Source organism: Streptacidiphilus sp. MAP5-3 (assembly GCF_041262505.1).
Lineage (GTDB): Bacteria > Actinomycetota > Actinomycetes > Streptomycetales > Streptomycetaceae > Streptacidiphilus.
This window is the reverse complement of sequence record NZ_JBGCCL010000001.1, coordinates 66,400-93,335: the sequence shown is the minus strand read 5'-3', so window position 1 is coordinate 93,335 and position 26,936 is coordinate 66,400. Positions and strand designations below refer to the sequence as shown.

Here is a 26,936-nt window from a genome sequence, read left to right as displayed (position 1 = left end):
TGATCAACGCTCCTGGGAGTTGGTGCCGTACGGGCCAGAGCCCGGTTGGGGGGTGTCGCCCGCATTGTGGCCCTGCTGGATGCCGCGGCGCAGGTTCGTCAGGCGACCGCGGACCTCCTCAGGGGATCGGGACAGCTGGGACGGCGGCTGGGGCGTCTCCTGCGCGCCCGCTCCGGCCGGGTCCTGGATCTGTCCGGGGAGCAGGTTCTGGCGCGGCACACGGCGCGGCAGACCCGCTCCGGTGGTGCCGCCGGTCCGCGTCTCGCGCGTCGGGAGACCAGGCGTCGGGGTGGCGGGCAGCGCCGGGGTCTCTCCCCGGTCGCCCGCGGAGACGGTCGAGCCGGTCGGGTGGGCCGACGGCATGACCGGCATGGATGCGGTCGACTGGCCGCTGACCTTGGCGCCGGTGAACCAGTTGGGACGCTCGTCGCCGCCCTGGCTGCTGGTCGGACCGCCCAGGGCCGCGCCCGGACGCCTGACCGGCAGTCCGGCGGAGCCGGGCAGGTCCAGGCCTCCGGCCCCGTGCATCGGCTCCGGCTCGAAGCCGCGGTCGCCCCGGCCGGTGCCGAAGCCGGCGTTCGCGTCGGCGCCCGCCGAGCCGCTCGCACCGTAGTGCTGCATGCCCGGAGTGCTGCCCGGGGTCAGGTAGTTGTCGTCGGCGGAGTCCGCGCCGTAGGGGCGGCGCTCGGCGGCGCCGGACTCGAAGCTCTGCGCCGTGTAGCGCCCGGCCTCGAAGCCGGAGTCAGGCGTCGGGTAGGACGGCCCGCCGGAGCGGTCGCCACCGAAGTCGCTGCCGCCGAAGTCGGAACCACCGAAGGCGTTGCCACCGAAGTCGGACTGGCCGCGGGCTGCGGCGCCGAAGTCGTTGCCGCCACCGAAGTTCGAGCCGCTGCCCGAACCGGAGGCGGAGCCGAACCGCGCGTCGAAGTCCCGGCCGTAGTCGTCGCGCTGATCAGCGCCGAACTCGTTGCCGTACTCGCTGCCGCCGTACTCCTGCTGGTAGCCGTTGTTCTGCGGGTACCCGCCGGAGTAGCCCGGGGCCGCGAACTCCTGCGTCTGCTGGTAGCCCTGGTCGCCGAAGCCCTGACCGGGCTGCGCCGGCTGACCGGGCTGACCGTTGAAGCCCTGGCCGCCCTGACCCTGACCGGGGAAGCCCTGCGGCGCAGGGGCCGGAGTGGGCGCCGCAGGAGGCACGGAAGCCGACGAGGGCGCGATCCCGGTCTCGGGACCGGACTCCAGCGCGGCCTGCTCACGGCGGTGGCCGAGCCGCAGCGACCGCTGCACCGGGTCCAGCGCCAGCGTCTGCTCGGCAGGCTGCTCGGCAGCCGGCGCGGCGCGGTTGTAGCGGCTGTCGTCGAAGCCGAGGTCGCTCGCGGTCCGCATCGGGTTGCCGTCGGGGCCGGCGCCGAACGCGGCGTGCTGGCGGTCCTGCGGGCTCTCCGGGTAGATCCGGGAGACGGTGAACTGCTCCTCGGGCTGCAGCACGGGGCGCGCCACCTGGGTCAGCGCCTCGGTGAGCATCACCAGCGAGGTGGTCCCGGCCGACTCGCCCGAGGGGCGCAGCTGGACGCGGATGCTGTGGCGCTCGGCCAGGCGGCCCACCACGAAGAGGCCCATCTGCCGGGAGACCGAGGCGTCCACGGTCGGCGGCTCGGCCAGCTTGGCGTTGATCTCGGCGAAGTCGTCGGCCGTCAGGCCGATGCCCTTGTCGTGGATCTCCACCAGCACACGCTGATCGGGAAGTCGGGTCGCGGTGACCCGGACCCGGGTCTGCGGGCTGGAGAAGGTGGTGGCGTTCTCCAGCAGCTCGGCCAGCAGGTGCACGAGGTCGGTGACGGCGGGACCGACGACGTCGGTCTCGGGTATGCCGGCCAGCTCGATGCGCTCGTACTGCTCCACTTCGGACGCGGCGGCGCGGAGCACGTCGACCAGCGGGATCGGCTCACCCCAGGTGCGCCCGGCGTCCTCGCCCGCCAGAACGAGCAGGTTCTCGCCGTTGCGGCGCATGCGGGTGGCCAGGTGGTCCAGCTTGAAGAGGTTCTCCAGCTGGTCCGGGTCGGCCTCGTTGTTCTCCAGGTCCGTGATCAGGTCGAGCTGACGCTCGATCAGGCCGTGCGAGCGGCGGGACAGGTTGGTGAAGATCGCGTTGACGTTGCCCCGGAGCAGCGCCTGCTCGGCGGCGAGTCGGATCGCCTCGCGGTGGACGTCGTCGAAGGCGCGGGCGACCTCGGCGATCTCGTCCTTGCCGGAGACCGGGATCGGCTCCACGGAGAGGTCCACGCGGCCGGGATCGGTCTTCGACAGCTGGCGGACCAGCTCGGGCAGGCGCTCGCTGGCGATCGTCTGGGCACTGTCACGCAGGCGGCGCATGTTGCGGGTCATCGACCGGGAGACCAGCGTGGTCACGATGCTCGCCAGGATCAGCGCGGCCAGCGCGGCCGCACCGTTGATGATCATGTCGCTCTTGGCCTGGCCGGCCGCGGCCGTGGCCTGCTCGACGGAGGTCGAGGTGAGCTGCTTCTCGACGCCGCGGAAGGCGTTGAAGGAGAGCGTCATCACGGCGTCCCAGTTCTGGACCGTGACACCCTTCGCCGCCAGCTCGTGGTTGTCCAGCGAGCCGCTGGAGATGTAGTTCACCATCGTCTGGATGTCAGCCGGTGGCGGAACGTAGCTCTGGTGGGACTGTGCGGCCTGCTGGGCGGCCTGCGCGGCCATGGCCTTGGCCTGCTGGGCAGCCTGGGCCTCGTCCTGGGCGAGCAGCTGCTTGAACTGCGGGTCGGCCGCGTTGTCGAACTCGTTCTCGGCGACCTGCTCGAGGAACAGGAAGCTCCACAGGTGGATCATCTGGTTCTGGCGACCGGCGACGTCCTTGCTGCTGGACGGTGTCGGCTCCAGCAGCATGTGCAGGCCGATGGCGCGGTCGACCGAGATCGCGTCCTTGGTGAGCGTGATCGCGTAGATGGAGCGGGCGTCGGAGTTGATGGAGCTGCCGTTGCCGACGACGAGCTCGTTGTCGAGAGCCTGCAGAGCGGACAGAAGGTGGGAGTACCCCTCCTCCGTCGTGGTGTCGTAGGCCTGGTAGCGACCCGCGCGGAGCTGCGCGAGGCCCTTCAGCTCGTCGTTCGCCGTCTTGACGCGCTCCTGGAGGTGGCCGACGTTCGGGGCGTTCGCGGCCAAGCCCTGGAAGTAGGCGATCGCGGAGTCGCTGGTCGCGCGCGCGTTGACGACCACCGGATTCTTGTCGTCGCCCTTGATCAGGTAAGGGAGTGAGCTGTCGCGTTCCTCGTCCAGGTCCTGTGCGACCTCGGTCGCCGCCTCGACGATCTGCGCGGTCTTCACCGCGTCCTGGGCCGCCCTCCACGTGGTGTACGAGCTCTGCACCCGCAGTCCCGCGAAGGTCAGTGCGGCGAGCACCGGGATCAGCAGGATCGTCACCAGCTTGAAGGATAGACGCCTGTTGCTCAGCGAGAGCCGACCCGCAGGCCGGACCTGGGGCGCGCTGCCGGCGCCTGGAGCTGCCTCGTTCTGGCTCACTCGACTCAACCTCTCGGCCGGGGCGGCCTTGTCGTGCATCCGGGGGTCAACCCGCAGTGGCAGGCATTCCAGCACGGGCCCGTGGCCTTGGCCAAACACCCGTGCCGGAATGGGTTCCTGGTGGTAAATCGGACATAAGGGGCCACTGGCGGCGAATGCCTACGCTCCATTCGGCGGAGCGTAGGCGTCCGCTCACCGGCGGTGAGATCTGGGGGGGAAATGCGTGTCGAACCGTTATGGAAAGTTCAACGCCCGCTCTTACCCCGGTTACCGCAGCCGAGCGAGCAGCGCGTGCTCGACGAGCGTGATCAGCGCGGACTTCGCGCTGTCGCGCCGACGGGCGTCGGTGCTGATGATCGGCGTGTCCGGACCCAACTGCAGTGCCTCGCGCACCTCTTCGGGATTGTGGGCCTGAAAGCCGTCGAAGTTGTTGAGTGCCACGACGAACGGCAGGCCGCTGTTCTCGAAGTAGTCGATCGCGGGGAAGCAGTCGGCCAGGCGGCGGGTGTCGACCAGGACGACGGCGCCGATGGCGCCGCGGACCAGGTCGTCCCACATGAACCAGAAGCGGTCCTGGCCCGGCGTACCGAACAGGTAGAGGATCAGGTCCTCGTCCAGCGTGATGCGGCCGAAGTCCATGGCGACCGTGGTCGTGGTCTTCCCGCTCACATGGGTCAGGTCGTCGATCCCCGCGGAGGCCGAGGTCATCACGGCCTCGGTGCGGAGCGGGTTGATCTCGGACACTGCTCCGACGAGGGTCGTCTTGCCCACGCCGAAGCCGCCCGCCACCACGATCTTCGCGGAGGTCGTGGCTCGGGACGCCATGGGCGGGCTAGAGCTTGCGTAGTCCACTGAGCACCCTTTCGAGCAGTGTGACGTCAGGCGCGCCGCCGCTGTCGGTTGCGGCGGCGGGCTGGTGGATGGCGACCAGGCCGGCTTCGGCCAGGTCGGCCACGAGGATGCGGGCGACGCCCAACGGCATCGGGACGAGGGCGGAGACCTCGGCGACCGACTTCACCTCACGGCACAGGTCCACGATCCGGGCGTGCTCGGGGAGCAGCACACCGGCCCGGTAGGCCTGTGGGGTTGCGGAGACCAGGGCCTCGATGGCGAGCTGGTAGCGCGGGCGGGTCCGGCCGCCGGTCATGGCGTACGGACGCACCAACGGCCGGCCGCCCTGGCCTCCGTGTGGTGAAGTCATCTGTCCTCCTTGGTGCTGCAGCGGCCGTCGTGCCTCTCCGCGGCGAGGTGGATCATGCTGGTCCTGACGGTCTTTGATCTGCCAGTGCTCGGTGGCGCAATCGGGACGGAGTGTACGGGGCCCCGGTGAGCGAATCCCCGGCGACCCCGGGGATTCGCTCACCGAGTGGCGCATCTCTCACCATGGGTGATGTCTCGTCAAGCTTCGTTACCACTGGTGGATCAGAGTCCGGCTCAGTGCAGCAGGCTGCCCTGGAGTTCGGCGCGGAGCGCCGGGGTCAGCACGTCGCCGGCGCGGTCGACGAGGAGGGCCATCTCGTAGCCGACCAGGCCGATGTCGCTGTCGGGGGAGGAGAGGACGGCGAGGGAGGAGCCGTCGGAGACGGCCATGATGAAGAGGAAGCCGCGTTCCATCTCGACCACGGTCTGGGTGACCTTGCCGCCTTCGAAGATCCGGGAGGCGCCCTGGGTCAGCGAGGTGAGGCCGGAGGCGACGGCGGCGAGCTGGTCGGCGCGGTCACGCGGGAAGCCCTCGGACATGGCGAGCAGGAGGCCGTCGGCGGAGACCACCACGGTGTGCGACACCCCGGGGGTGTTGTCCACGAAGTTGGTGATCAACCAGTTCAAGTTGTGAGCTGCCTGGCTCATCTGAGTCATCTTGATCAACGCTCCTGGGGGTTGCTGCCGTACGCACCGTTGCCCTGGTCAGGACCGGCCGCCCCCGCGGCACGACCCTGCTGGATACCACGACGCAGGTTGGTGAGACGACCGCGGACCTCATCGGGGGACCGGGAGACCTGCGGGCCGGGAAGGGAGGACGCCTCGGCGGTGCCGGGGACCAGGTTGGCCTTCGGCACGCGGCGCGGCAGACCGGACGGCATCATGCCGCCCGCACTCGGCTCGCGGACCTGCTCGGCCCGCCGCCACGTCTCGTCGTTCGCGGAACTGCGCCACGGCGCCTGACTGTCGCCCATGCCGGACATGGCGCTGGCGCCGGCCGGCTGCCCCGGGTGTCCGGGCTGCTGCCCGTGACGCGGGTCCGGCTGCGGTGCCTGACGCGGATCCGGCTGCTGCGCGGTCAGTTCGTCGGCGGAGACCTGCACGCCGCGCATCCGCTCGGCGCGACCGGCGCGGAACCAGGTCGTCTCCATCTGCTCGAAGATCGGGGACGAGCTGCCCGCCCCGGCCTCGACGGCCGGAAGCGCACGGGTCAGCGGGTCCGAGCCGTGGTCCGGCTGCGGGCGCTGCGGGAAGGGCTGCGGCTCGGCCGGGGCCGGACGCGCGGGCGCCTCCTCCTCGAAGCGTGACCGGGCGAACTGCCCGGTGCTGTCGCCGCCCGACGGCTGTCCGGCGGCCGAACCGTGCTGCGGCTGCTCGGACCAGAGGCCGCCCTCGTAGGGCTGCGGCGGCTGCGGGACCGGCGGCAACGGAGCCTGCGGCTGCGCCGGTGCCGGGAAGCCCGAGTCGATCGGCAGGCCAAGGCCGTTGGTGTGGCTCGGGTCGAAACCGCCCGCTCCGGAGCCGGAGTCGGCGCCCTGGCCGGTGCCGGGGAGCGGAATGCCACGGCCGTCGGTACGGCTGGGGTCGAATCCGCCCGGCTGCTGGCCGGGTTGCTGACCGGACGGCTGACCGCCGCGCTGCGGCAGGCCGGAGCCGGTGCCGAAGTCGGCGTGGCCGTCCTGGCCCGCGCCCGGGATCGACAGGCCGCGGCCGTCGGTCTGGCCGGGGTTCCAGCCACCCTGCTGCTGGCCCGACAGGCCCGGCTGGCCGAACTGCCCCTGCTGACCGAACTGCCCCTGCTGGCCGGGCTGTCCGGACGGGCCGGACTGTCCCTGCGAGCCCGGCTGACCGCCGCGCTGCGGCAGGCCGGACTGCGCGGACGCAGCGGACGGCATGCCACGGCCGTCGGTCTGACCGCCGTCGAATCCGCCCGCCTGGCCGCCGCCCTGCGGCTGACCGCCGCGGCGCGGAAGGCCGGTCTGGGAGGAGCCGGAGGGCGCGCCGGCACCGGTGCCACCGGGACCCGCGGGCAGACCCGGCTGCGACTGCTGCGACTGCTGCGACTGCTGCGGCAGCGACGGGCGCGAACCCGGGCCGCCGAGACCGCCCAGGCCGCCGGAACCGCCTGGACCACCGGGGGAGGTCTGCGGGCCGGAGCCCAACGGGGTGCGCTGCGGACCGCTCGGCGCGGCCGGACGCTGCGTGGCGGCACCCGCCGCCGGAGCACCCGAACCGGCGCGACGCTCGGCCACGTTGGTGACGTCCACCGGCAGCATGACCAGCGCGGTGGTGCCGCCCGAGTCGCTCGGGCGCAGCTGGATCCGGATGCCGTGACGCAGCGAGAGTCGACCGACCACGAAGAGACCCATGCGGCGGGAGACGGAGACGTCCACCACCGGCGGGTTGGCCAGACGCTCGTTGATCTCCGCCAGGTCGTCGGGGGAGAGGCCGATGCCGGTGTCGTGGATCTCGACCAGCACCCGGCCGTCCGGCAGCGCGTGACCGGTGACCTTGACGCGCGTCTGCGGGCTGGAGAACGAGGTCGCGTTCTCCAGCAGCTCGGCCAGCAGGTGGACGAGGTCGTTGACGACGCGGCCGGCGACCTCGGCCGTCGGCACCGAGGCCAGCTCGATGCGCTCGTACTGCTCCACCTCGGACGCGGCGGCGCGGAGCACGTCCACCAGCGGCACCGGGCGGGTCCAACGACGACCCGGGTCCTCACCCGCGAGGACGAGGAGGTTCTCACCGTTACGACGCATACGCGTCGCCAGGTGGTCGAGCTTGAACAGCTGGGCCAGCTGGTCCGGGTCGGCCTCGCGCGACTCCAGCTCGGAGATCATCGACAGCTGGCGCTGGATCAGACCCTGCGAGCGGCGCGAGAGGTTGGTGAACATCGCGTTGATGTTGCCTCGGAGCAGGGCCTGCTCGGCGGCCAGTCGGACCGCCTGGCTGTGGACCTTGTCGAACGCGCGGGCCACGTGCCCGATCTCGTCCGTGGTGTCGATGCCGATCGGCTCGATCGTGACGTCCACGTCCTGCGGATCAGCCTCGGAGAGCTTGCGGACCATCTCCGGCAGCGTGTGCTCGGCGACGTCCTCGGCGGTCTCCTGCAGCTTGGCCAGCGTGCGGACCATCGAGCGGGCCACCAGACCGGCGCCGAGGATGGCGAAGAGGAGGACCAGGACGATCAGACCGGCGTTGACGTAGGCGTCCGTCGCGGCGTTGGAGCGCAGCGTGGCCGCGGTGTTGTCGAGCTCCTGGACCAGGAAGCTTTCGTCCAGGCCCATCTGCTGCATGATCGTGCCGGACTTGGAGAACCAGTCCTGGCCGTTCAGCAGGTTCGGCTGCGCGGAGAGCGGCTCGCCGCTGCTCAGCACCCGCTGCGCGAACTGCATGCTCTCCGTGTAGACGGAGTTGTTCTGCCAGGGGCCGATCAGCGAGTTGGACTGGTCGGCGCCGTAGAGCGCGGAGAACTCGTGCTGCTGGATGCCGGCGTCCTGGAACGCGCCCAGCGCGTAGATGCGGTCGCTCGCCTGAAGGGCGTTGGCGACCGGCACGCCGTTGGAGTCGGTGTTGACCAGTGCCGCGGTCAGCGTGGACCGGACGATGGCCATGTCCTCGTGCCACGCGGTGAACGCCTGGAGCGAACGGGTCGCCTGGACCAGCTGCAGGTTGGACGAGGCGAGGGCCAGGTCCTGGGTGATCTGGGTCAGCGGGGTGATCAGGCTGTCGAACCCGGCGACTGTCTTCTGCAGGTCGCCGCCCTGGCTCGCCTGGAACGCGGACTGCTCGATCGAGTGCAGCCCGTTCAGCCGGGTGAGGACGTTGGTGATGTCGACACCACCGCCGGGGAGCGTCGACTTGTCCAGCGAGTCGACCAGGCTCTCCAGCTTGGTCAGCTTGGTGCCGGTCTGCTTCATGTCGAACACGACCTGGTCGGCGGTCAGGGGATTGTTCCCCGGACTGCTGGAGAGGGCCATGTCGTCGCGCTCGGTCTCGAGCGAGATCGCGAGCAGCGTCGCCGCCTGGGCGACGTCACCGAGCTTCGACACGTTGTCCAGCTGCTGCTGGGTCTGGAGCGAGCCCTGGATACGCAGACCACCGAGGACGATGGCCGCGATCACCGGGAGGATCAGCAGCGCGGTCAGCCTGGTGCGGATCTTCCAGTTGTTGAGCGCGTAGCGGCGCATGCCGCTGACCTTCGGCGGCGTGATTCTGCCTATTCGGCTCGCGCTCGAACCGTCGCCACCGGAGCCGGTGGCCTTGCCGGAAGCCTTGCCGGATGTCTTACCGGCGGGCTTGGCAGTTGGCTTGGAACCCTTGGGATCGCCCTCGGGCCGGCTCTGCGTGGGCCCGGGGCGGGAGCCCTCGGCGGCATGGGGGGCATTCGGCGACGACTGCTGGCCTGCGGCTCCGCGGTCCGCCGGGTTGCCCGCGCCGCCACCCCTCTTGATACGTCCCTGCACTAGCGTCGCAACCTCTGGACCAGGCGCCCCTCGCGCGAAGCGGTCGGGACGGTGTCGAGTTCTCGGTGGGCGTGGGCCCCGGTCGGGCCCGAGTGGACGCCCGTATGCCTCCGTCGGATCGGCCCCGGCCGGTTCAGCGTGTGGAGGGGCGGACTCCGACGGTCCGAGGCATTCCAGCACAGTGCCCGATCTCCAACAAGGGGCGACGCTACGTGACGGTAGGAGTGACCCCATGTGGGGTCGAAGTGACGCTGCGTGCGGCTGGGCGCAGGGAAACCGTACCTTTCGGACACGCGGGTGGCCAGCAATACCGCGAAGGTCGTGACGCCGCGTCATGATTTTGTCCGATATGACTTTTATGGCCGGTTTATTGGGGTGGCCACAATCGCGTAACTGTGCTGCCTACCCATATGCAAAGTGAGCAAACTCACAGCTGATTCGGTAGTGCTCGGTGACCACGGTGTGGAATGAGATCCTGGATGTGCCACTGAACGATTCCGAGGTGAGGTTCCGCGTGACCTTCAAGACCACCATGAGCTTCCGGCCGACGGCCAACCCCCGCCGCACGAAGCTCGACGCCCTCCCCGCGGACGGCGGCCCCGCGCTGCGCGCCTCCGCCGCCGCTCCTGCGGAGCTCCCGCAGCACACGGCCAACCCGCGCCGCACCAACCTCATGATCGCCCCGGAACCGCGAACGGTCCAGTAGTCGTTCACCCGCGCGTCCCCCGAAGGCCCCGCCACGGTGGGGCCTTCGGCATGCCCGGGATCGGGGGCCTAGGCTGAAGTCGGTTCGATCACCGTCCAGCAAGAGTCCAGTAAGAGGAGACGTCCCCACCGTGCGTATCGCCAGGTTTTCCTTCGAGGGGGCGGTCACTTTCGGCGTGGTGGACGCCGAGGCCGAGACCGTCGCCGTGCTCGCCGGTCACCCGTTCGGCGAGCCGCAGCCGACCGGCCAGGTGCTGCCGTTGGCCGACGTCCGGCTGCTGCCGCCGATGCTGCCCAGCAAGATCGTCGCGGTGGGCCGCAACTACGCCGCCCACGCGGCCGAGCTGGGCAACGAGGTGCCCGAGGCGCCGCTCACCTTCTTCAAGCCGTCGACCTCGGTCGTCGGTCCGACCGAGAACATCGCCTACCCGCCGTTCTCCTCGGACGTGCAGTACGAGGCCGAACTCGCCGTCGTGATCGGGCGGATGTGCCGCGAGGTGCCCCACGCCCGCGTCAACGACGTGATCCTCGGCTACACCTGCGCCAACGACGTGACGGCGCGTGACATCCAGCAGCGCGAGGGCCAGTGGGCCCGGGCCAAGGGCTTCGACACGGCCTGCCCGCTCGGCCCGTGGATCGAGACCGATCTGGACCCGAACGACCTCGCCGTCACCTGCACCGTCAACGGCGAACTCCGCCAGGCCGGGCGCACCTCGCAGATGGTCCGCTCCATCGCCGACCTGATCGTGCACATCTCCGACGCGATGACCCTGCTGCCCGGCGACGTCATCCTCACCGGCACCCCGGCGGGCGTCGGGCCGCTGCAGATCGGCGACGAGGTCTCGGTCAACGTCGAGGGCATCGGCACGCTGACCAACCGCGTCGTCAAGCGTGGCTGAGATACGGACGACTGAGGTCGGCCAGGGCGTCCTCGGTGTCCTGTGGGACATCGACGACACCCTGGTCGACCACTCGGGGGCCGAACGCGCCGCGATCCTGGAGCATCTGGACGCGCAGGGCATCCTCGACTCCTTCCCCTCTCCGGAGCGGGCCGCCGACTGGTGGAAGGACGAGGTGGAGCGGACCTACCCGCGCTACCTCTCCGGGGAGCTGACCTTTCCCGAGCAGCGGCGGCTGCGCGTGCACGACTTCCTCGGCCGCGCGGGCCTCTCGGTGGCGGACGCCGACGCCTGGTTCGCGGGCTACCGCGTGCGGCACATCGCCCACCGCCGCGTCTTCGACGACGCCCTGCCGGCCCTGGACGCGCTCTCCGGCTACCGGCACGGGCTGCTCTCCAACTCCTCGGTCGCCTACCAGCACGAGAAGTTGGCGGTGTTGGGCTTGCGGGACCGCTTTGCTTCACTGGTCTGCTCCGAGGAGCTCGGCCACGCCAAGCCGGCGCCGGAGGCGTTCCTGGCCGGCTGCAGCGCTCTCGGCCTCCCGCCCGACCGCGTCGTCTACGTGGGAGACCGGTTGACCACCGACGCGTTGGGGGCCCGGGCCGCCGGTCTGCACGCCGTCTGGCTGGACCGCTCCGGTGCCGGCGACGGCCTCCCCGAGGCCGCCGATATGCCCCGCGTCCACACCCTCGCTGACCTGCCGGAGCTGCTGCGGGTTATCGATTTTGGAGCGCCGCCCACCATCCGGTAGTGTTCTTCTTGTTGCGCCGCCCGGTAGGGACGGGGGAGGGCCGAGAGGCACTCACCAAGATCACCTGGACAGTGCGATGGGGTATGGTGTAATTGGCAGCACGACTGATTCTGGTTCAGTTAGTCTAGGTTCGAGTCCTGGTACCCCAGCCACAAATTCCATAGTTCTTGCCCCCGTTGTGTAGCGGCCTAGCACGCTGCCCTCTCACGGCAGTAGCGCCGGTTCGAATCCGGTCGGGGGTACTCGGTCCGCAAGGACCAACGCCCCCGTTGTGTAGCGGCCTAGCACGCTGCCCTCTCACGGCAGTAGCGCCGGTTCGAATCCGGTCGGGGGTACTCGGCTCGCAAGAGCCAACGCCCCCGTTGTGTAGCGGCCTAGCACGCTGCCCTCTCACGGCAGTAGCGCCGGTTCGAATCCGGTCGGGGGTACTTTTGGGGTATGGTGTAATTGGCAGCACGAGTGATTCTGGTTCATTTAGTCTAGGTTCGAGTCCTGGTACCCCAGCTCTGATTGCGTCACTGAAAAGCAGTGCAAAGACCCGCGAGGGTCTTTTTTGTTTTCCGGAACGAATACGAAAGGGCGGACCGCCGTGGCGGTCCGCCCTTTTTGCGAGCGGTTGTGAGGTGTTGCGAGGGGTCAGGCGCGACGGAGCGCCTCGCTGAGGCGTGCCGCCGCCTCGACGATGGCCTGGGCGTGCAGGCGGCCGGGGTGGCGGGTCAGCCGCTCGATCGGGCCGGAGACGGAGACCGCCGCCACCACGCGGTTGGACGGCCCGCGGACCGGAGCCGAGACGGACGCCACGCCGGGCTCGCGCTCGCCGATCGACTGCGCCCAGCCGCGACGGCGGACGCCGGAGAGCGCGGTCGCGGTGAACCGCGCGCCCTGCAGGCCGCGGTGCAGCCGCTCCGGCTCCTCCCAGGCGAGCAGCACCTGGGCCGCCGAACCCGCTTTCATCGGGAGCGTGCTGCCCACCGGGACGGTGTCTCGCAGGCCGGAGAGCCGCTCCGCCGCTGCCACACAGATGCGCAGATCGCCCTGTCTCCGGTACAGCTGCGCGCTCTCGCCCGTCACGTCGCGGAGGTGGGTGAGCACCGGGCCGGCCGTGGCCAGCAGCCGGTCCTCGCCCGCCGCGGCGGAGAGCTCGGAGAGGCGGGGCCCCAGGATGAAGCGGCCCTGCATGTCACGGGTGACCAGGCGGTGATGCTCCAGAGCGACCGCCAGCCGGTGCGCCGTGGGGCGCGCCAATCCGGTTGCCGAGACGAGCCCGGCCAGGGTCGCGGGGCCTGCCTCTAGCGCGCTCAGCACCAGAGCAGCCTTGTCGAGAACGCCGACGCCACTAGAGTTGTCCATGCCCTGATATTGCAGTCTCGGATCGCGAGACGCAAGTTCAATCTTCTGGGATCTGCGCCACTCTGGAAAACAGAGAGCAATCGACGGCTGTACCGGCGACGTCGCCGGTCGGAGGGATGGCGATGGGACGCACACTCGCGGAGAAGGTCTGGGACGACCACGTCGTTCGGCGCGCCGAGGGCGAGCCCGACCTCCTCTTCATCGATCTGCACCTCCTCCACGAGGTGACCAGCCCGCAGGCCTTCGACGGGCTGCGTCTCGCCGGGCGGAAGGTGCGTCGTACCGATCTCACGATCGCGACCGAGGACCACAACACGCCGACCCTGGACATCGACAAGCCCATCGCGGACCCGGTTTCCAAGGTGCAGCTGGAGACGCTGCGCAGCAACTGCGCGGAGTTCGGCGTACGCCTGCACTCGCTGGGCGACGTCGAGCAGGGCGTCGTCCACGTGGTGGGACCGCAGCTGGGACTGACCCAGCCCGGCACCACCGTGGTCTGCGGTGACTCGCACACCTCGACGCACGGCGCGTTCGGCGCACTGGCGTTCGGCATCGGCACCAGCCAGGTCGAACACGTGCTGGCCACCCAGACGCTGCCGATGGCGCCGTTCAAGACGATGGCCATCACCGTCGAGGGCGAACTGCCCGAGGGCGTCACGGCCAAGGACCTGATCCTGGCCGTGATCGCCAGGATCGGCACCGGCGGTGGCCAGGGCTACGTCCTGGAGTACCGCGGTTCGGCGATCCGCGCGCTGTCGATGGAAGCGCGGATGACCATCTGCAACATGTCGATCGAGGCCGGCGCCCGCGCCGGGATGATCGCCCCGGACGAGACCACCTTCGCGTATCTCGAAGGCCGTCCGCACGCCCCCAAGGCCGAGGACTGGGACGCCGCGGTGGCGTACTGGAAGACCCTGGGCACCGACGAGGACGCGGTCTTCGACGCCGAGGTCTTCATCGACGCGAACGAGCTGACGCCGTTCGTCACCTGGGGCACCAACCCGGGCCAGGGCGCCCCGCTGGGCGCCGACGTGCCGGACCCGGCCTCGTTCGAGGACCCGCAGGAGCGCACCGCGGCCGAGAACGCGCTGCGCTACATGGGCCTTACGGCCGGAACCCCGCTGCGCGAGGTGAAGGTCGACGCGGTCTTCGTCGGCTCCTGCACCAACGGCCGGATCGAGGATCTCCGTAACGCCGCTGCCGTCGTTGCGGGCCGCAGGGTCGCCGACGGGGTGCGGATGCTGGTCGTCCCCGGCTCCGTCCGGGTCGCGCTGCAGGCCGTCGAGGAGGGCCTGGACAAGGTCTTCACCGCGGCCGGTGCCGAGTGGCGTCACGCGGGTTGTTCGATGTGCCTGGGCATGAACCCGGACCAGCTGGCCCCGGGTGAGCGCTGCGCGTCCACCTCCAACCGCAACTTCGAGGGCCGCCAGGGCAAGGGCGGTCGCACGCACCTGGTCTCCCCGCAGGTGGCCGCCGCCACCGCGGTGCTGGGGCACCTGGCCTCGCCCTCCGACCTGTCCGACGCTCCGACGCTCGTGGAGGCCTGAACCGTCATGGAGAAGTTCACTTCGCACACCGGCCGGGCCGTTCCGCTGCGCCGCAGCAACGTCGACACCGACCAGATCATCCCGGCCCACTGGCTCAAGAAGGTCACCCGGAACGGCTTCGAGGACGGTCTGTTCGAGGCCTGGCGCAAGGACGACGCGTTCGTCCTCAACCAGCAGGAGTACCAGGGCTCGACGGTCCTGATCGCCGGTCCCGAGTTCGGCACCGGCTCCTCCCGCGAGCACGCGGTCTGGGCGCTGCAGAACTACGGCTTCAAGGCCGTCATCTCCTCCCGCTTCGCCGACATCTTCCGCGGCAACTCGCTCAAGAACGGCCTGCTGACGGTGATCCTGCCGCAGGAGACCGTCGAGCAGCTGTGGGCGCTCGTCGAGGCCGACCCGCAGGCGGAGGTGACCGTCGACCTGGAGGCCCGCGAGGTCCGCGCGGAGGGCGTCAACGCCCCCTTCGAGCTGGACGAGAACGTGCGTTGGCGTCTCCTGAACGGCCTGGACGACATCAGCATCACGCTGCAGCAGGAGGCCGACATCACGGCCTACGAGGTGACCCGTCCGAGCTTCAAGCCCGTGACGCAGCCTGCGGCCTGAGGCCTTCGCAGGAGCGATTTTCCGTCAGCCCCCCGGTCTTCACCGGGGGGCTGATTGCTGCTCTGCTCGTGACTGTGTGTAAGGTCGTTGTGAACTACGGCGGAGAACAACTGGCCTCGGATGGCACAATCTCCGCATGAGTCGGAGCGACCAGCCGTCGGGCGACGACGACGCGGAGTGGTTCGAGGAGGCTGCGGACGCCGAGCTCTACCGGCTGGTGGCGCTCCGACTCAAGGATGCACACGCCCGTGTGCGTGCTCTGGACGTGTCGGACGCGGAGAGGGCCGCGTTGACCCGTTCGTTGCTCATTGTGACGGAGGCGGCGAAGCGCGATCTCCCGGAAGCAGCACGGAGGTTGGCGCGTTTCGTAGCGGACCTGGACGCCGGTCGGCGACCCGGTCCGACGGCGGGCTGAAACCCGAATCCATTGCGACACAAGGGTGATGCGCCCGTTTGGTTATTGAAATGGCGTATATACATGCCTAACGTGCGAATTGCCCAGAAAGAATCTTCCGGGCAACCGTTTCCGAAGGGGAAGACGTGAACAAGGCGCAGCTTGTTGAAGCGGTGGCCGAGCAGCTTGGTGGCCGTCGCGCCGCCGCAGAGGCAGTGGATGCTGTGCTCGACACCATCGTGCGTGCGGTGACCGCGGGAGACCGCGTGTCCGTGACGGGTTTCGGCACTTTCGAGAAGGTGGACCGCGCAGCGCGGTTCGCCCGCAACCCGCAGACCGGCGACCGGGTCAAGGTCAAGAAGACCGCGGTTCCGCGGTTCCGTCCCGGCCAGGGCTTCAAGGACCTGGTCAGCGGCTCGAAGAAGCTGCCGAAGTCGGGCGTGGCGGTCAAGAAGGCCCCCAAGGGCTCGCTGACCCCGGGCAAGAGCGGCATGGCCGCGCCGGCCGGTTCGCCGGCGGCGAAGAAGGCTGCCGCGAAGAAGGTCACGGCGAAGAAGACCACCGCAACGGTCAAGAAGGCCGCCGCCAAGAAGGCTTCGGTCAGCCAGGCCGCTGCCAAGAAGACCACGGCCGCGAAGAAGACCACTGCCAAGAAGGCCACGACCGCGGCTGCGGTCAAGGCCCCCGCGAAGAAGACGGTCACCGCGTCCGCCACTCGCCCCGCCGCCAAGAAGGCGACGACGGCGAAGAAGGCGGTCGCGGCCAAGAAGACCACCGCAGCGGCGAAGAAGACCGCCGCCAAGAAGGCCCCGGCCCGCAAGGCCGCGGCCAAGAAGTAGCCCCTCCTGTTCAGGCTCCCTGCACTCCCGTGCGGGGAGCCTGTGCGTTTGCAGACGGGGAAGTTGCACTAGCCGTGGCGCAGGGCCCGTCCGCTCGTCAGCGGTTGTTCGCGCAGTTCCCCGCGCCCCTGGACAGTGCAGCTACCGGCGGGACCGCAGGTGCTGCTCAGAACGTCTGCAACGTAATGAGCGTGATGCGGCGTTCGCCGCCCTCGCCCTCGGTTTCGATACGGACGCGCTGCCCCGGGCGCAGCAGCCTCAAGCCGCCCGCGTCGAACGCTGCCGCGTCGAACTTCAGCGCCGTGCCGTCGTCGAGGAGCACCTGGCCGCTGCGGCTGTCGGGGGAGTACGTGTACGCGGTTGCCTGCATGCGTCCAAGCGTAGCCAGCGTGCGTGGGCCCACGCCCAGCGCCAGGGCCACGCCGAGGTCCGCGCCGGTGTCCACGTCCCGGCGAACGGTCGCCACGTCGACCGGCCGCAGCTCGACCGCCCCGGACGCCGCGTGCCGGGCACGCGACTCGCCGCCGAACGCCGGCGCCAGCCTGACGCCCGCGCCTGCGGCCAGCAGTACCGTGCCGACACCCTGGGTGTCCGCCAGGAACGCCCGGGGAAACGTGTGGGCGGCCGTCAGGACGCGCGTCAGTTCCGCCGGAAGCAACGCCGGGAGGTCCGCCGACATCGCCGCCACCGCGCCCGCCCCCAGCGCGCTCCGCGCGTACTCCGCGCCGTGGTTGAGCGCCGTGTTGAGCCCGGCCGCCGGGGCGTCAGGGACCACGACCGCGCCCGCCAGGGCCAGCTCCGCACCTGCTGCCGGGTCGTCGCAGACGGCCACCACGCCTGCGACGCAGGCGCTCCGCAACGCCGCGTTCACCGTGTCGAGCGCGAAGGCCAGTGCCAGCTCCGGTCGCAGCGCGCCGACCGCAGGGGCCAGGCGTGACTTGGCCGCGGCCGGCGGCTTGAGCGGTATCACGAGGGTGTACTGCGGGGTGGTCATCGGGGGTCATTCTGCCCCGCACGGGACCTGTGCCCGCGCGGCGGCCGACCGGAACGGCCGGGGGTGCCTCGACAGTCGGTCGAGGCAGGGGCGACACTTGTGCGGTTGAACATCTGAGTTCCCCGGCGACACCGGCGAGGAAGCAAACGAGGAGGAGTGCTCGTGCCCGGCTCCAGCACCAGGGCGGCGCGTCGCAGATACGGCTTCTGGTACCGCCTGGCGGCGGCCATCGCCAAGCCGCCGCTGTTCGTGCTGACCAAGCGGGACTGGCGCGGATACGAGAACTTTCCGGCGGAGGGCGGATTCCTCACCGCGATCAACCACAACTCGTATTTGGACCCGCTGGTCTACGGCCACTATCAGTACGACTCCGGACGACCCGCACGATTTCTGGCGAAGGCCGGGCTCTTCAAGGTGCCCGGAGTGAAGCAGATTCTGCACGGTGCCGGAATGATCCCGGTCTACCGGGGATCCGCGGACGCGGCGCACGCATTCCGGGCCGCGATCGCAGCCGTCAACCAGGGCGAATGCGTCGCGTTCTACATCGAGGGAACGCTGACCCGCGACCCCGCTCTCTGGCCGATGACCGGCAAGACGGGCGCTGCCCGCATCGCGTTGGAGACCGGCGCGCAGGTCATCCCGGTGGCCCAGTGGGGCGCGCACGAGATCATGCCGCGCTATGCGAAGGGCGGTAGGGGCAACCGGCGTTTCAAGCCCTTCCCCCGACACACCGTCAAGGTCCTGGCGGGCCCGCCGGTCGACCTCGACCGCTGGCGCGGGCAGGAGCTCACCGGAACGGTTCTGCGCGAGGCGACGGACGCCATCATGAACGACATCACCGCGCTGCTGGAGCAGTTGCGCGGCGAGAAGGCCCCGGCCGAGCGCTTCGACATGGCCAAGGCCCGTGCCGGCGCCGAGCGGGAGAACGCCCGGGAGCACGAGCGGGAGAGCGCCCCGGAGCACGAGCGGGAGAACGCCCGGGAGATCGAGAAGGAGTCCGCCGAGTGACCACCCGTTGCGCCGTCTTCGGCACCGGCTCCTGGGGCACGGCCTTTGCGATGATCCTGGCGGACGCCGGCTGCGAGGTGAGTCTGTGGGGACGGCGACAGGAAGTCGTCGACGCCATCAACGGCACCCGGATGAACCCGTGGTACCACCCCGACATCGAGCTCCCGCCGGGCATCACCGCCACCACCGACCCTGCGAAGGCCGCGGCCGAGGCGGAGTTCACCGTCCTCACCGTCCCCTCCCAGACGCTGCGTGCGAACCTCACCGAGTGGGCGCCGCTGCTGGCCAAGGACACCGTGCTGGTCAGCCTGATGAAGGGCGTCGAGGTCGGCACGGCCAAGCTGATGAGCGAGGTCATCGGCGAGGTCGCCGGCGTGCCGGACGGGCGGATCGCGGTCGTCTCCGGTCCGAACCTGGCGCCCGAGATCGTCCGCAGGCAGCCTGCGGCGAGCGTGGTCGCCTGCACGGACACGGAGGTCGGTCGTCGGCTCCAGACGGCTTGCATGACGGGCTACTTCCGCCCGTACACCATCACCGACGTGGTGGGCGCGGAGCTCGGCGGCGCGGTCAAGAACGTCATCGGCCTGGCCGTCGGCATCGCGGACGGCATGGGTCTCGGCGACAACACCAAGGCCTCCCTGATCACCCGCGGGCTCGCCGAGACCACCCGCCTCGGCCTGGCGATGGGCGCCGACGCCCACACCTTCGCAGGCCTCGCGGGCATGGGCGACCTGGTGGCGACCTGCTCCTCCCCGCTCTCGCGCAACCACACCTTCGGCACCAACCTCGGCCGCGGCATGAGCCTGGACGAGGCGATCGCCGCCACCCGGCAGACGGCGGAGGGCGTCAAGTCCTGCGTCTCGGTCCTCGACCTGGCCCAACGCCACGGCGTCGACATGCCGATCACGGCGACGGTGGTCGACATCGTCCACGGCGGGAAGGCGCCCCAGACGGCGCTCAAGGAACTCATGGGCAGGTCGGCCAAGCCCGAACGCCGGTAGCGCTCTTTGGACGTGGCAGCCGGTCGCGCGGCATCCCGCAGAAGTCCTCACGCTCCCTGACAGTGCAACAGCACGCCGGGCGGGCCTTCGCTGGACAGGGCGGGTAATGTCCTACGGGATATGAGCACTCAGCCTTCCACTCCCAGCCCCCGCCCCGCCTCGGAAGGCCACCGCAAGCCACGCGTCGCCGTGGTCTTCGGCGGCCGGAGCTCCGAGCACGGCGTGTCCGTCGTCACCGCGGGAAGCGTCCTCCGCGCGCTCGACCGCAACGCGTACGAAGTGCTGCCGATCGGCATCACCCCGGACGGTCGCTTCGCGCTGACCACCGACGAGCCCGAGCGCATGGCCATCACCGACGGCAAGCTGCCCGACGTGGACCAGCTGGCCGAGTCCGCGGACGGGCAGGTGAACCTGCCCGCGAGCCCGCTCGCGCGTGAGGTCCTCTACACCGAGCCCGGCGCGGTGCCGAAGGCGCTCGGCGAGGTCGACGTCGTGCTGCCGCTGCTGCACGGTCCGTGGGGCGAGGACGGCACCCTGCAGGGGCTGCTGGAGCTGTCCGGTGTGCCGTACGTCGGCTCGGGCGTGCTCTCCAGCGCCGTGGGGATGGACAAGGAGTACACCAAGCGGGTGCTCCAGGCCTTCGGCCTGCCCGTCGGCCCGTACACGGTGATCCGTCCGCGCGAGTGGGAGAGCGAGGCCGGCCGTGAGGCCGCGATCGCCCGGATCAACGAGATGCGGTACCCGGTCTTCGTGAAGCCGACCCGCGCCGGTTCCAGCATCGGGATCACCAAGGTCGACGACCCGGCGGACCTGGTCCGTGCCGTCGAGTTCGCCCGGGAGCACGACCCGAAGGTGATCGTCGAGGAGGGCGTCCGCGGCCGTGAACTGGAGTGCGGCGTCCTGGAGTTCGAGGACGGCCCGCGCGCCAGTCTGCCGGCCGAGGTGATCGTCGGCGAGGGCTTCGACTTCTACGACTTCGACGCCAAGTACATCGACTCCAGCGACGTGAAGATCCCGGCCGAGCTGACCGCCGACGAGACCGCGAGGCTGCGCCAGCTCGCCGTGGAGGTCTTCGAGGCGCTCTCCTGCGAGGGCCTGGCCCGCGTCGACGTCTTCCTCAAGGAGGACGGCGAGTTCGTGGTCAACGAGGTCAACACCATGCCGGGCTTCACGCCGATCTCGGCGTTCCCGAAGATGTGGGAGGCCACCGGCCTCGACTACCCGCGGCTGGTGGACCACCTGCTCCAGGCCGCGCTCCGCCGCTCCACCGGCCTGCGCTGAGGCGTCCGTCAAAGGCGACGACGGCCCGCTCGCGGTGACGCAAGCGGGCCGTCGACGTCACGCGTCGGAGCAGTTGAACTTGTTGTCCGGCAGGACCGGGCTCACCTTGGCCACGGCCGGGGCGAGCTGGGTCATCGGGGACTGCTTGCCCGTGTACGCGGACGGGATGTTCACCTCGACGATCGCCTGCAGGTCGACGGAGGAGAACGTGAAGCTGCGGTCGTTCTGGTTGTAGACCGAGGCCCAGCAGACCCCGCCGATCTCCGCCCCGCTGACGTTCTCGCTCTCGGGGTCGTAGTCGTGGGAGTGCGGGTCGAGGATGCCCGGCAGGCCCGCACCGCAGCGCAGCGTCACCGCGGGGTCGCCCCAGGCGGCGGTGTTGGCGCTGGTCGGCGAGGTGTCGCGCTTGGACAGGCCCATCAGCGTGCTCGGCAGCTCCGTGGAGAGCGTGGTGCACTGCTGCGTGACGGCGCCCGTGGTCCGCGGGGCGGAGACGGGCACGCTGCCGCTCCCGCCACCGCCACAGGCGGTCAGCAGGAGGGCGGCTGTTGCTGGCAACGCGGAGGACGCGGCAAACCTGGCAAACCTTGTCACCCCGCGATGCTAACGGGCGCTACAGATGGACCACCGGGCAGGTAAGGGTCCTGGTGATGCCTTCGATCTTCTGGATCGACGCGACGACCAGGCGTCCCAGGTCGTCGACCGTGTCGGCCTCGGCCCGGACGATCACGTCATAGGGACCGGTCACGTCCTCGGCTTGGACCACTCCTTCGATCGCGGAGATGACCTCGGCCACATTGGACGCCTTGCCGACTTCTGTCTGGATGAGGATGTACGCCTGTACCACGTGGGACTCCCGGCGGCTCGAAACGGAGATCTTGCGGAAGTTGTGGTTCCCCGGCTGAGCCGAAGGAAACGGGGAACCGCAACGCTATCGCTCTGCGTGCCGCACAGCGAGACCGAAGACGCCCCCGTAGGGCGTACGCTGCGCGCGGGAGCGTGCGTGAGCGTCCGCACCAGTGACCAGAGTGACCAGAACGACGAGATGTTGACGAGATCCGGAAGGACACCCATGCAGGTCGGCGAGCTCGGTGAGTTCGGACTGATCCGGGAGCTCACCTCCCGGCTGCCGATGACGTCGGCCGTGGAACTCGGACCCGGCGACGACGCCGCTGTTGTCGCGGCGCCGGACGGCCGCGTGGTGGCCACCACCGACGTCCTGCTGGAGGGCCGCCACTTCCGCCGCGACTGGTCCACCGCCTACGACATCGGCCGCAAGAGCGCCGCGCAGAACCTCGCCGACGTGGCCGCGATGGGCGCGGTGCCGACCGCGCTGCTGCTGGGCCTGGTGGTCCCGACCGAACTGCCGGTGACCTGGGCCCTGGAGCTGATGGACGGCCTGCGGGACGAGTGCCAGGTCGCGGGCGCGGCCGTGGTCGGCGGCGACGTGGTGCGCGGCGACCTGATCACCATCTCCATCACCGCCCTGGGCGACCTGCAGGGACGCAAGGCGATCACCCGAACGGGAGCGAAGCCCGGCGACAAGGTCGCCGTGACCGGCTGGCTCGGCTGGTCGGCGGCGGGCTTCACCGTCCTCTCGCGCGGCTTCCGTTCGCCGCGCGCCTTCGTCGAGGCGCACCGGCGTCCGGAGCCGCCGTACCACGCGGGTCCGGCGGCGGCGGAGCTCGGCGCGACGTCGATGATCGACATCAGCGACGGTCTGGTGGCCGACCTGGGCCATGTCGCCGAGGCCAGCAACGTGGTCATCGACCTGCGCGCCGCGGACTTCGACATCCCCGCGCAGATGGCCGACATCGGCCAGGCCGTGGGCGTCGACCCGCTGACCTGGGTGTTGTCCGGGGGGGAGGACCACGCGTTGGTGGCGACCTTCCCGGCGGACACGCCACTGCCCTCGCGCTGGCGCGTGGTCGGCGAGGTGGTCCGCCCGGCGGGCCTGTCCCGCAAGGGCACCGTCACCGTCGACGGCGCACCGTGGGACCGTACGGGCGGCTGGGACCACTTCGGCAGCGTGCAGGCCTGACAGCCAGGGGCCTGACAGCGGCGGGCCCGACCTCGACGGACCTGATCTCGACAGGCCTGACGGCCCGCGGACGTCGGGGCGGGGCGCCCCTTTGTGCATAGTCTTCCCTTATGCGAATCGGCGTGCTGACGAGCGGGGGCGACTGTCCCGGCCTGAACGCGGTGATCCGCTCGGTGGTCCACCGGGCGGTCACCGAACACGGAGACACCGTCATCGGCATCGAGGACGGCTTCCTGGGCCTGATCGAGGGCCGCGGCAGGCCCCTCGGGCTGGACGCCGTCACGGGCATCCTGACACGGGGCGGCACCATCCTCGGCTCGGCCCGTGTCGCCCGTGACCGGATGCGCGACGCGGTCGGCCGCGCGGCGGAGTTGGCCTCCGCCCTGGGCATCGACGCGCTGATCACCATCGGCGGCGAGGGCACGCTCACCGCGGCCCGCCTGTTCAGCGAGGCCGGACTCCCGGTCGTCGCGGTGCCGAAGACCATCGACAACGACATCGACGCGACGGACGTGACCTTCGGCCACGACACCGCCGTCTGGGTCGCCACGGAGGCGATCGACCGTCTGAAGACCACCGCGGAATCCCACCAACGTGTGATGGTGCTGGAGCTGATGGGTCGCCACACCGGGTGGATCACCCTCCACGCGGGCATGGCGGGCGGCGCGCACGGCATCCTGATCCCGGAGCGGCCGTTCGACGTGGAGGCGGTCTGCTGCATGGTCGAGGAGCGGTTCTCGCGCGGCAAGAAGTTCGCCATCGTCGTGGTCGCGGAGGGCGCCCAGCCCGCACCCGGCACGATGCGGTTCCAGCACGGCGGTACGGACGCCTTCGGCCACCAGACGTTCGGCGGCATCGGCGCGCGGCTGGCCGGCGAGATCGCCCAGTGGATCAACAAGGAGTCCAAGCCGGTCATCCTCGGCCACGTCCAGCGCGGCGGCACGCCCACCGCCCAGGACCGCGTCCTGGCCACCCGCTTCGGCTGGCACGCGGTGGAGGCGGTCCACGACGGCGCCTTCGGTCACATGACCGCTCTGCGGGGGACGGAGATCCACCTCGTGCCGATCGCTGAGGCCGTCGCCCGGCTGAAGACCGTCCCGGAGTCCCGCTGGACGGAGGCAGAGGCGGTTCTCTAGACAAGCGGGTCACTAGAGTGAGGCCATGGCTTCCCCCCACTCCGCCCCGCCCCGCGTGCTCACCATCGCCGGATCCGACTCCGGCGGCGGCGCCGGGATCCAGGCAGACCTCAAGACGATGCTCGCCCTCGGGACGCACGGCATGAGCGTCATCGCGGCCGTCACGGCGCAGAACTCCGTGGGCGTGCAGGGGTACTGGGAGCTCCCGGTCGAGGCCGTCATCGCGCAGTACCGGAGCGTCGTGGACGACATCGGGGTCCAGGCCGTGAAGACGGGCATGCTCGCCAGCGCCGAACTCGTCGATGCCGTCGCCACGCTGCTCGGCGAGCGGCCCGCGCCCGTCGTCGTGGATCCGGTCGGGGTCTCCAAGCACGGGGACACGTTGCTCGCGCAGTCCGCCGTCTCGGTCCTCCGGGACCGCCTGTTGCCGCAGGCCACCCTCGCCACCCCCAACCTGCACGAAGTGGCGCAACTCACGGGCGTCGAGGTGACCGGAGAGGCCGGACTCCACGACGCGGCGAAGGCCGTGCAGGATCTCGGGCCCGAGTGGGTGCTGATCAAGGGCGGCCACCTGGAGGGCGACGCGGTCGACCTGCTGCGCGGACCGGACGGCGCCGAGCGGCTGTTCCGGGCGCCGCGTTACGACAACCGGCACACCCACGGCACCGGCTGCACGCTCGCCAGTGCCATCGCCTCACACCTGGCGCTGGGATTGGACGTCCCGGACGCGGTGGCCGCGTCGAAGGCGTACATCACCGGCGCGATCGCCGCGGGTTTCCCGCTCGGCTCGGGCATCGGTCCGGTCGACCACGCCTGGCGCTGGCGCAACGCCTGAGGAGTCCGGTCCGGCCCGTCAGCCGTCAGCCGTCAGCCGAAAGTCGGAACACAAGAGCAAGGGCCGGTCCACCTTTCGGTGGACCGGCCCTTGCGAAGCCGGAGGCGTGGCCGCGTCAGCGGGAAACCTTGCCGGCCTTGATGCACGAGGTGCAGACGTTGAGCCGCTTCGGCGTACGCCCGATCACAGCGCGGACCGTCTGGATGTTGGGGTTCCAACGACGGGGGGTCCGGCGGTGCGAGTGGGAGATACTGTTGCCGAAGCCCGGCCCCTTGCCGCAGACGTCGCAGTTGGCAGCCACGGGAGTCACTCCAAAGACTTCAGATGCACTAACGATTCCAACCCCGTCGGCGCGAGCGCCGCTGGCTAGCAGCTCGCACTGCTTTCCTGGGGGTGGCCCGGACGGAAGTCCAGGCAACCGGAGCAGCATACATCGGCTGACTCCGTACAACGAAACTACCATGACCCCGCTGCTGACCTCGCATCGCCGACCACGACTGCGCAGGCAACCGGGCGGTAGCCTGCGAGTGACGCCCCTGCCTGCGAGGAGACTTTCCGGTGCCGCACGCCCTCGACGCCCAGGCCGTCCGCAACTGGTGCCGGCTCTCCCTGGCCGCCCTGGGGCAGGCGCGCGAGGAGATCGACGCCATCAACGTCTACCCCGTGCCGGACGGGGACACCGGGACCAACCTCTATCTGACCGTCGAGTCCGCCACCCAACAGGTCGAGGCCCTCTTCGCGGACCGACCGGCCCGACCGGCCCGGCCCGCCGCAGCGACGCAAGCGGACGACGCGGAGGACCGGGACGACGCGGCCCGGCCGAGCACCGGGAGCGCGCTCCGCGCCCTCGCCCACGGCGCGCTGCTCGGCGCGCGGGGCAACTCCGGCGTGATCCTGTCGCAGCTGCTGCGCGGCATCGCGGCCTCCGTCGCGGACGGGCCCGCCGACGCCGACGCCCTGCGGACCGCCCTGCGACGCGCGGCCGAAGCGGGGTACGAGGCGGTGGCCAGGCCCGTCGAGGGGACGATGCTGACCGTGGCCGCCGCTGCTGCGGACGGGGTCGTGCACCTCCCGGCGGACTGCGGGCTCGACACCGTGGCGGAGGGCGCGTACGAGGCAGCTCGCGCCGCGCTCGCGCTGACACCGAGCCAGTTGGACGTCCTCGGCCGGGCCGGTGTCGTGGACGCAGGCGGCCGTGGACTGGTCGCGGTGCTGGGCGCGCTGGCGGATGCGGTCAGCGGCCAGTCACCGATGGGCCCGCTGGCCCTCGGTATGCGTCCGGCCGTCGATCCGGTCGCCGCCCACGCGGCCCATGCCGCCCATGCCGCTCTGGCCGCCGACCAGCACCTGCAGGCGACGCCACCCGTCGGGGTCGTGGGCGGGCCGGCCTACGAGGTCATCTACCTCCTGGACGCCGTCGACGGGAAGCTCCCCGCACTGCGCGCCCGGCTGGACGCGCTCGGCGAATCCCTGGTCGTGGTCGGCGGTGACGGGCTCTGGAACGTGCACGTCCATGTGGACGACCCGGGCGCCGCCGTGGAGGCCGGGATCGAGGCCGGGCGTCCGCACCGGCTCAGGATCACCCACTTCGCCTCCGCCGCCGCGTCCGCGTCCGCACTGGGTGCGGTCGGCGCGACCGGTGCGCAGGCGGGGGAGCTCGGCGACCAGCGCGCGGTCGTCAGCGTGGTCCAGGGCGAGGGCCTGGCCGAGCTCTGCCGTGGGTGCGGGGCGACCGTCCTGCACGCGGACCCCGACCGCGCGCCCAGCAGCGCGGAGTTGGCCGGTGCGATCCGGCTGACCCGCGCCCGCGAGGTGGTGCTGCTGCTCAACGACGCGGAGTTGCGCGCCGCCGCCGGCGCCGCCGCGGACCAGCTGCGTGACGAGGGGGTCCGGGTGGCCGTCATCCCGACCCGCTCTCCGGTGCAGGGGCTGGCCGCGCTCGCCGTCCACGAGCCGGGCCGCCGGTTCGACGAGGACGTGGTCGCGATGACCTCCGCCGCCGGAGCCACCCGCTACGCGGAACTGGCCCTGGCGGAGGGCGAGTCGTGGACCATGGCGGGCGTCTGCCAGGCCGGGGACGTGCTCGGCCTGATCGATGGCGACGTCGCCGTGATCGGCAGCGCGGGCACGACGGCGGCCACGGCAGCCGTCGTCCTGGACCGGATGCTCGCGGCGGGCGGCGAGATGGTCACCCTGATCCTTGGCGACGGCACCGACGCGGCGCTGGCCGACGAGTTGGTGGCCCACGTGCGGCGGTCGAACCCGGTCGTCGACACCGTCGTCTACCGGGGTGGCCAGGGCTCCTCGCCACTGGTCATCGGCGTCGAGTAGCGCGCCGGGCACTCCGCCGGA

At 70.7% G+C, this 26,936-nt stretch carries 23 protein-coding genes, 5 tRNA genes and 1 pseudogene; 19 read left to right on the top strand and 10 right to left on the bottom strand.

Translation table 11 applies throughout. The annotated features are described in order from the left end of the window. Positions 1 to 3 precede the first annotated feature (3 nt). The 5 genes from ABH928_RS00455 to ABH928_RS00435 form a co-directional block, all read right to left on the bottom strand. Positions 4 to 3,435 carry an ATP-binding protein gene (locus ABH928_RS00455; RefSeq protein ID WP_370060765.1) on the bottom strand — a complete coding sequence of 1,144 codons (3,432 nt, stop codon included), beginning with the start codon at positions 3,433 to 3,435 and terminating at the stop codon, positions 4 to 6. Positions 3,436 to 3,801: 366 nt separating this feature from the next. Then, positions 3,802 to 4,386: an ATP/GTP-binding protein gene (locus tag ABH928_RS00450; RefSeq protein WP_370060764.1), complete on the bottom strand. Its 585-nt coding sequence runs from the start codon at positions 4,384 to 4,386 to the stop codon at positions 3,802 to 3,804. Next, positions 4,367 to 4,735: a DUF742 domain-containing protein gene (locus ABH928_RS00445; RefSeq protein ID WP_196192550.1), complete on the bottom strand. Its 369-nt coding sequence runs from the start codon at positions 4,733 to 4,735 to the stop codon at positions 4,367 to 4,369. Before ABH928_RS00445 ends, ABH928_RS00450 begins: the two co-directional genes overlap by 20 nt. 233 nt (positions 4,736 to 4,968) lie before the next feature. Beyond that, complete coding sequence (locus ABH928_RS00440) at positions 4,969 to 5,382, bottom strand: roadblock/LC7 domain-containing protein (RefSeq protein ID WP_196192549.1); 414 nt, start codon at positions 5,380 to 5,382, stop codon at positions 4,969 to 4,971. Positions 5,383 to 5,396: 14 nt separating this feature from the next. After that, on the bottom strand, positions 5,397 to 9,200 hold the full coding sequence (locus ABH928_RS00435; RefSeq protein ID WP_370060763.1) for an ATP-binding protein: 3,804 nt from the start codon (positions 9,198 to 9,200) through the stop codon (positions 5,397 to 5,399). Positions 9,201 to 9,714: 514 nt separating this feature from the next. On the opposite strand from ABH928_RS00435, the gene ABH928_RS00430 reads away from it, so the two are divergent. From ABH928_RS00430 to ABH928_RS00395, 8 genes are all read left to right on the top strand, one after another. Continuing rightward, positions 9,715 to 9,906 (top strand): hypothetical protein, encoded by a 192-nt coding sequence (locus ABH928_RS00430; RefSeq protein ID WP_370060762.1) that lies wholly within the window; start codon positions 9,715 to 9,717, stop codon positions 9,904 to 9,906. Positions 9,907 to 10,036: 130 nt separating this feature from the next. Further along, complete coding sequence (locus ABH928_RS00425; RefSeq protein WP_370060761.1) at positions 10,037 to 10,804, top strand: fumarylacetoacetate hydrolase family protein; 768 nt, start codon at positions 10,037 to 10,039, stop codon at positions 10,802 to 10,804. Continuing rightward, the gene (locus tag ABH928_RS00420; protein ID WP_370060760.1) at positions 10,797 to 11,555 is read left to right on the top strand and encodes an HAD family hydrolase; all 759 of its coding nucleotides are present in this window, start codon (positions 10,797 to 10,799) and stop codon (positions 11,553 to 11,555) included. The genes ABH928_RS00425 and ABH928_RS00420 overlap by 8 nt, the downstream gene beginning before the upstream one ends. A gap of 77 nt (positions 11,556 to 11,632) precedes the next feature. Beyond that, positions 11,633 to 11,707: transfer RNA gene (locus ABH928_RS00415), tRNA-Gln, on the top strand. 17 nt (positions 11,708 to 11,724) lie between these two features. Next, positions 11,725 to 11,797 (top strand) — tRNA-Glu (locus ABH928_RS00410). 20 nt (positions 11,798 to 11,817) lie between these two features. Continuing rightward, positions 11,818 to 11,890 (top strand) — tRNA-Glu (locus ABH928_RS00405). 20 nt (positions 11,891 to 11,910) lie between these two features. Further along, positions 11,911 to 11,983, top strand: a tRNA-Glu gene (locus tag ABH928_RS00400). A gap of 4 nt (positions 11,984 to 11,987) precedes the next feature. Continuing rightward, a tRNA-Gln gene (locus ABH928_RS00395) sits at positions 11,988 to 12,059 on the top strand. Between the two features lie 132 nt (positions 12,060 to 12,191). On the opposite strand, the gene ABH928_RS00390 is transcribed toward ABH928_RS00395, so the two are convergent. Continuing rightward, entirely contained in the window at positions 12,192 to 12,905 is a 714-nt protein-coding gene (locus ABH928_RS00390; protein WP_370060759.1) for an IclR family transcriptional regulator, read from the bottom strand. A gap of 122 nt (positions 12,906 to 13,027) precedes the next feature. Here ABH928_RS00390 and leuC point away from each other — a divergent pair, with 122 nt between their 5' ends. The 4 genes from leuC to ABH928_RS00370 all read left to right on the top strand — a co-directional run bounded on the left by leuC (position 13,028) and on the right by ABH928_RS00370 (position 16,288). Continuing rightward, positions 13,028 to 14,452, top strand: a complete 1,425-nt coding sequence (leuC, locus tag ABH928_RS00385) for a 3-isopropylmalate dehydratase large subunit (protein WP_370060758.1) — start codon at positions 13,028 to 13,030, stop codon at positions 14,450 to 14,452. 6 nt (positions 14,453 to 14,458) lie between these two features. After that, complete coding sequence (leuD, locus tag ABH928_RS00380) at positions 14,459 to 15,055, top strand: 3-isopropylmalate dehydratase small subunit (RefSeq protein WP_370060757.1); 597 nt, start codon at positions 14,459 to 14,461, stop codon at positions 15,053 to 15,055. A 136-nt stretch (positions 15,056 to 15,191) separates the two neighbouring features. Next, the gene (locus tag ABH928_RS00375) at positions 15,192 to 15,470 is read left to right on the top strand and encodes a hypothetical protein (RefSeq protein WP_370060756.1); all 279 of its coding nucleotides are present in this window, start codon (positions 15,192 to 15,194) and stop codon (positions 15,468 to 15,470) included. A 125-nt stretch (positions 15,471 to 15,595) separates the two neighbouring features. After that, the gene (locus ABH928_RS00370; RefSeq protein ID WP_370060755.1) at positions 15,596 to 16,288 is read left to right on the top strand and encodes an HU family DNA-binding protein; all 693 of its coding nucleotides are present in this window, start codon (positions 15,596 to 15,598) and stop codon (positions 16,286 to 16,288) included. Between the two features lie 367 nt (positions 16,289 to 16,655). Here the strand turns inward: ABH928_RS00370 and cofC are convergent. Continuing rightward, a pseudogene (gene cofC, locus ABH928_RS00365) lies at positions 16,656 to 17,282 on the bottom strand (2-phospho-L-lactate guanylyltransferase); the annotation flags it as partial. A 162-nt stretch (positions 17,283 to 17,444) separates the two neighbouring features. Here cofC and ABH928_RS00360 point away from each other — a divergent pair. The 3 genes from ABH928_RS00360 (at position 17,445) to ABH928_RS00350 (ending at position 20,572) form a co-directional block, all read left to right on the top strand. Next, complete coding sequence (locus ABH928_RS00360; RefSeq protein WP_370060754.1) at positions 17,445 to 18,290, top strand: lysophospholipid acyltransferase family protein; 846 nt, start codon at positions 17,445 to 17,447, stop codon at positions 18,288 to 18,290. Then, positions 18,287 to 19,291 (top strand): NAD(P)H-dependent glycerol-3-phosphate dehydrogenase, encoded by a 1,005-nt coding sequence (locus ABH928_RS00355; protein WP_370060753.1) that lies wholly within the window; start codon positions 18,287 to 18,289, stop codon positions 19,289 to 19,291. Before ABH928_RS00360 ends, ABH928_RS00355 begins: the two co-directional genes overlap by 4 nt. Positions 19,292 to 19,411: 120 nt before the next feature. After that, a complete protein-coding gene (locus ABH928_RS00350) occupies positions 19,412 to 20,572 on the top strand; it encodes a D-alanine--D-alanine ligase family protein (protein WP_370060752.1) in 1,161 nt (386 codons plus the stop codon). Positions 20,573 to 20,629: 57 nt separating this feature from the next. Here the strand turns inward: ABH928_RS00350 and ABH928_RS00345 are convergent, their stop codons facing one another. Further along, positions 20,630 to 21,166 carry a DUF3515 family protein gene (locus ABH928_RS00345; RefSeq protein ID WP_370060751.1) on the bottom strand — a complete coding sequence of 179 codons (537 nt, stop codon included), beginning with the start codon at positions 21,164 to 21,166 and terminating at the stop codon, positions 20,630 to 20,632. A gap of 19 nt (positions 21,167 to 21,185) precedes the next feature. Next, a complete protein-coding gene (locus ABH928_RS00340; protein WP_370060750.1) occupies positions 21,186 to 21,419 on the bottom strand; it encodes an Lrp/AsnC family transcriptional regulator in 234 nt (77 codons plus the stop codon). Positions 21,420 to 21,644: 225 nt separating this feature from the next. On the opposite strand from ABH928_RS00340, the gene ABH928_RS00335 reads away from it, so the two are divergent. From ABH928_RS00335 to thiD, 3 genes are all read left to right on the top strand, one after another. Further along, positions 21,645 to 22,613: a thiamine-phosphate kinase gene (locus tag ABH928_RS00335; protein WP_370060749.1), complete on the top strand. Its 969-nt coding sequence runs from the start codon at positions 21,645 to 21,647 to the stop codon at positions 22,611 to 22,613. Between the two features lie 110 nt (positions 22,614 to 22,723). Beyond that, positions 22,724 to 23,749 (top strand): ATP-dependent 6-phosphofructokinase, encoded by a 1,026-nt coding sequence (locus ABH928_RS00330; protein WP_370060748.1) that lies wholly within the window; start codon positions 22,724 to 22,726, stop codon positions 23,747 to 23,749. 25 nt (positions 23,750 to 23,774) lie between these two features. Next, complete coding sequence (gene thiD / locus ABH928_RS00325; protein WP_370060747.1) at positions 23,775 to 24,584, top strand: bifunctional hydroxymethylpyrimidine kinase/phosphomethylpyrimidine kinase; 810 nt, start codon at positions 23,775 to 23,777, stop codon at positions 24,582 to 24,584. A 115-nt stretch (positions 24,585 to 24,699) separates the two neighbouring features. Here the strand turns inward: thiD and rpmB are convergent, their stop codons facing one another. Further along, entirely contained in the window at positions 24,700 to 24,885 is a 186-nt protein-coding gene (rpmB, locus tag ABH928_RS00320) for a 50S ribosomal protein L28 (RefSeq protein ID WP_014138233.1), read from the bottom strand. Between the two features lie 257 nt (positions 24,886 to 25,142). Here rpmB and ABH928_RS00315 point away from each other — a divergent pair, with 257 nt between their 5' ends. Then, complete coding sequence (locus ABH928_RS00315; RefSeq protein WP_370060746.1) at positions 25,143 to 26,915, top strand: DAK2 domain-containing protein; 1,773 nt, start codon at positions 25,143 to 25,145, stop codon at positions 26,913 to 26,915. The last annotated feature ends 21 nt before the right edge of the window (positions 26,916 to 26,936 follow it).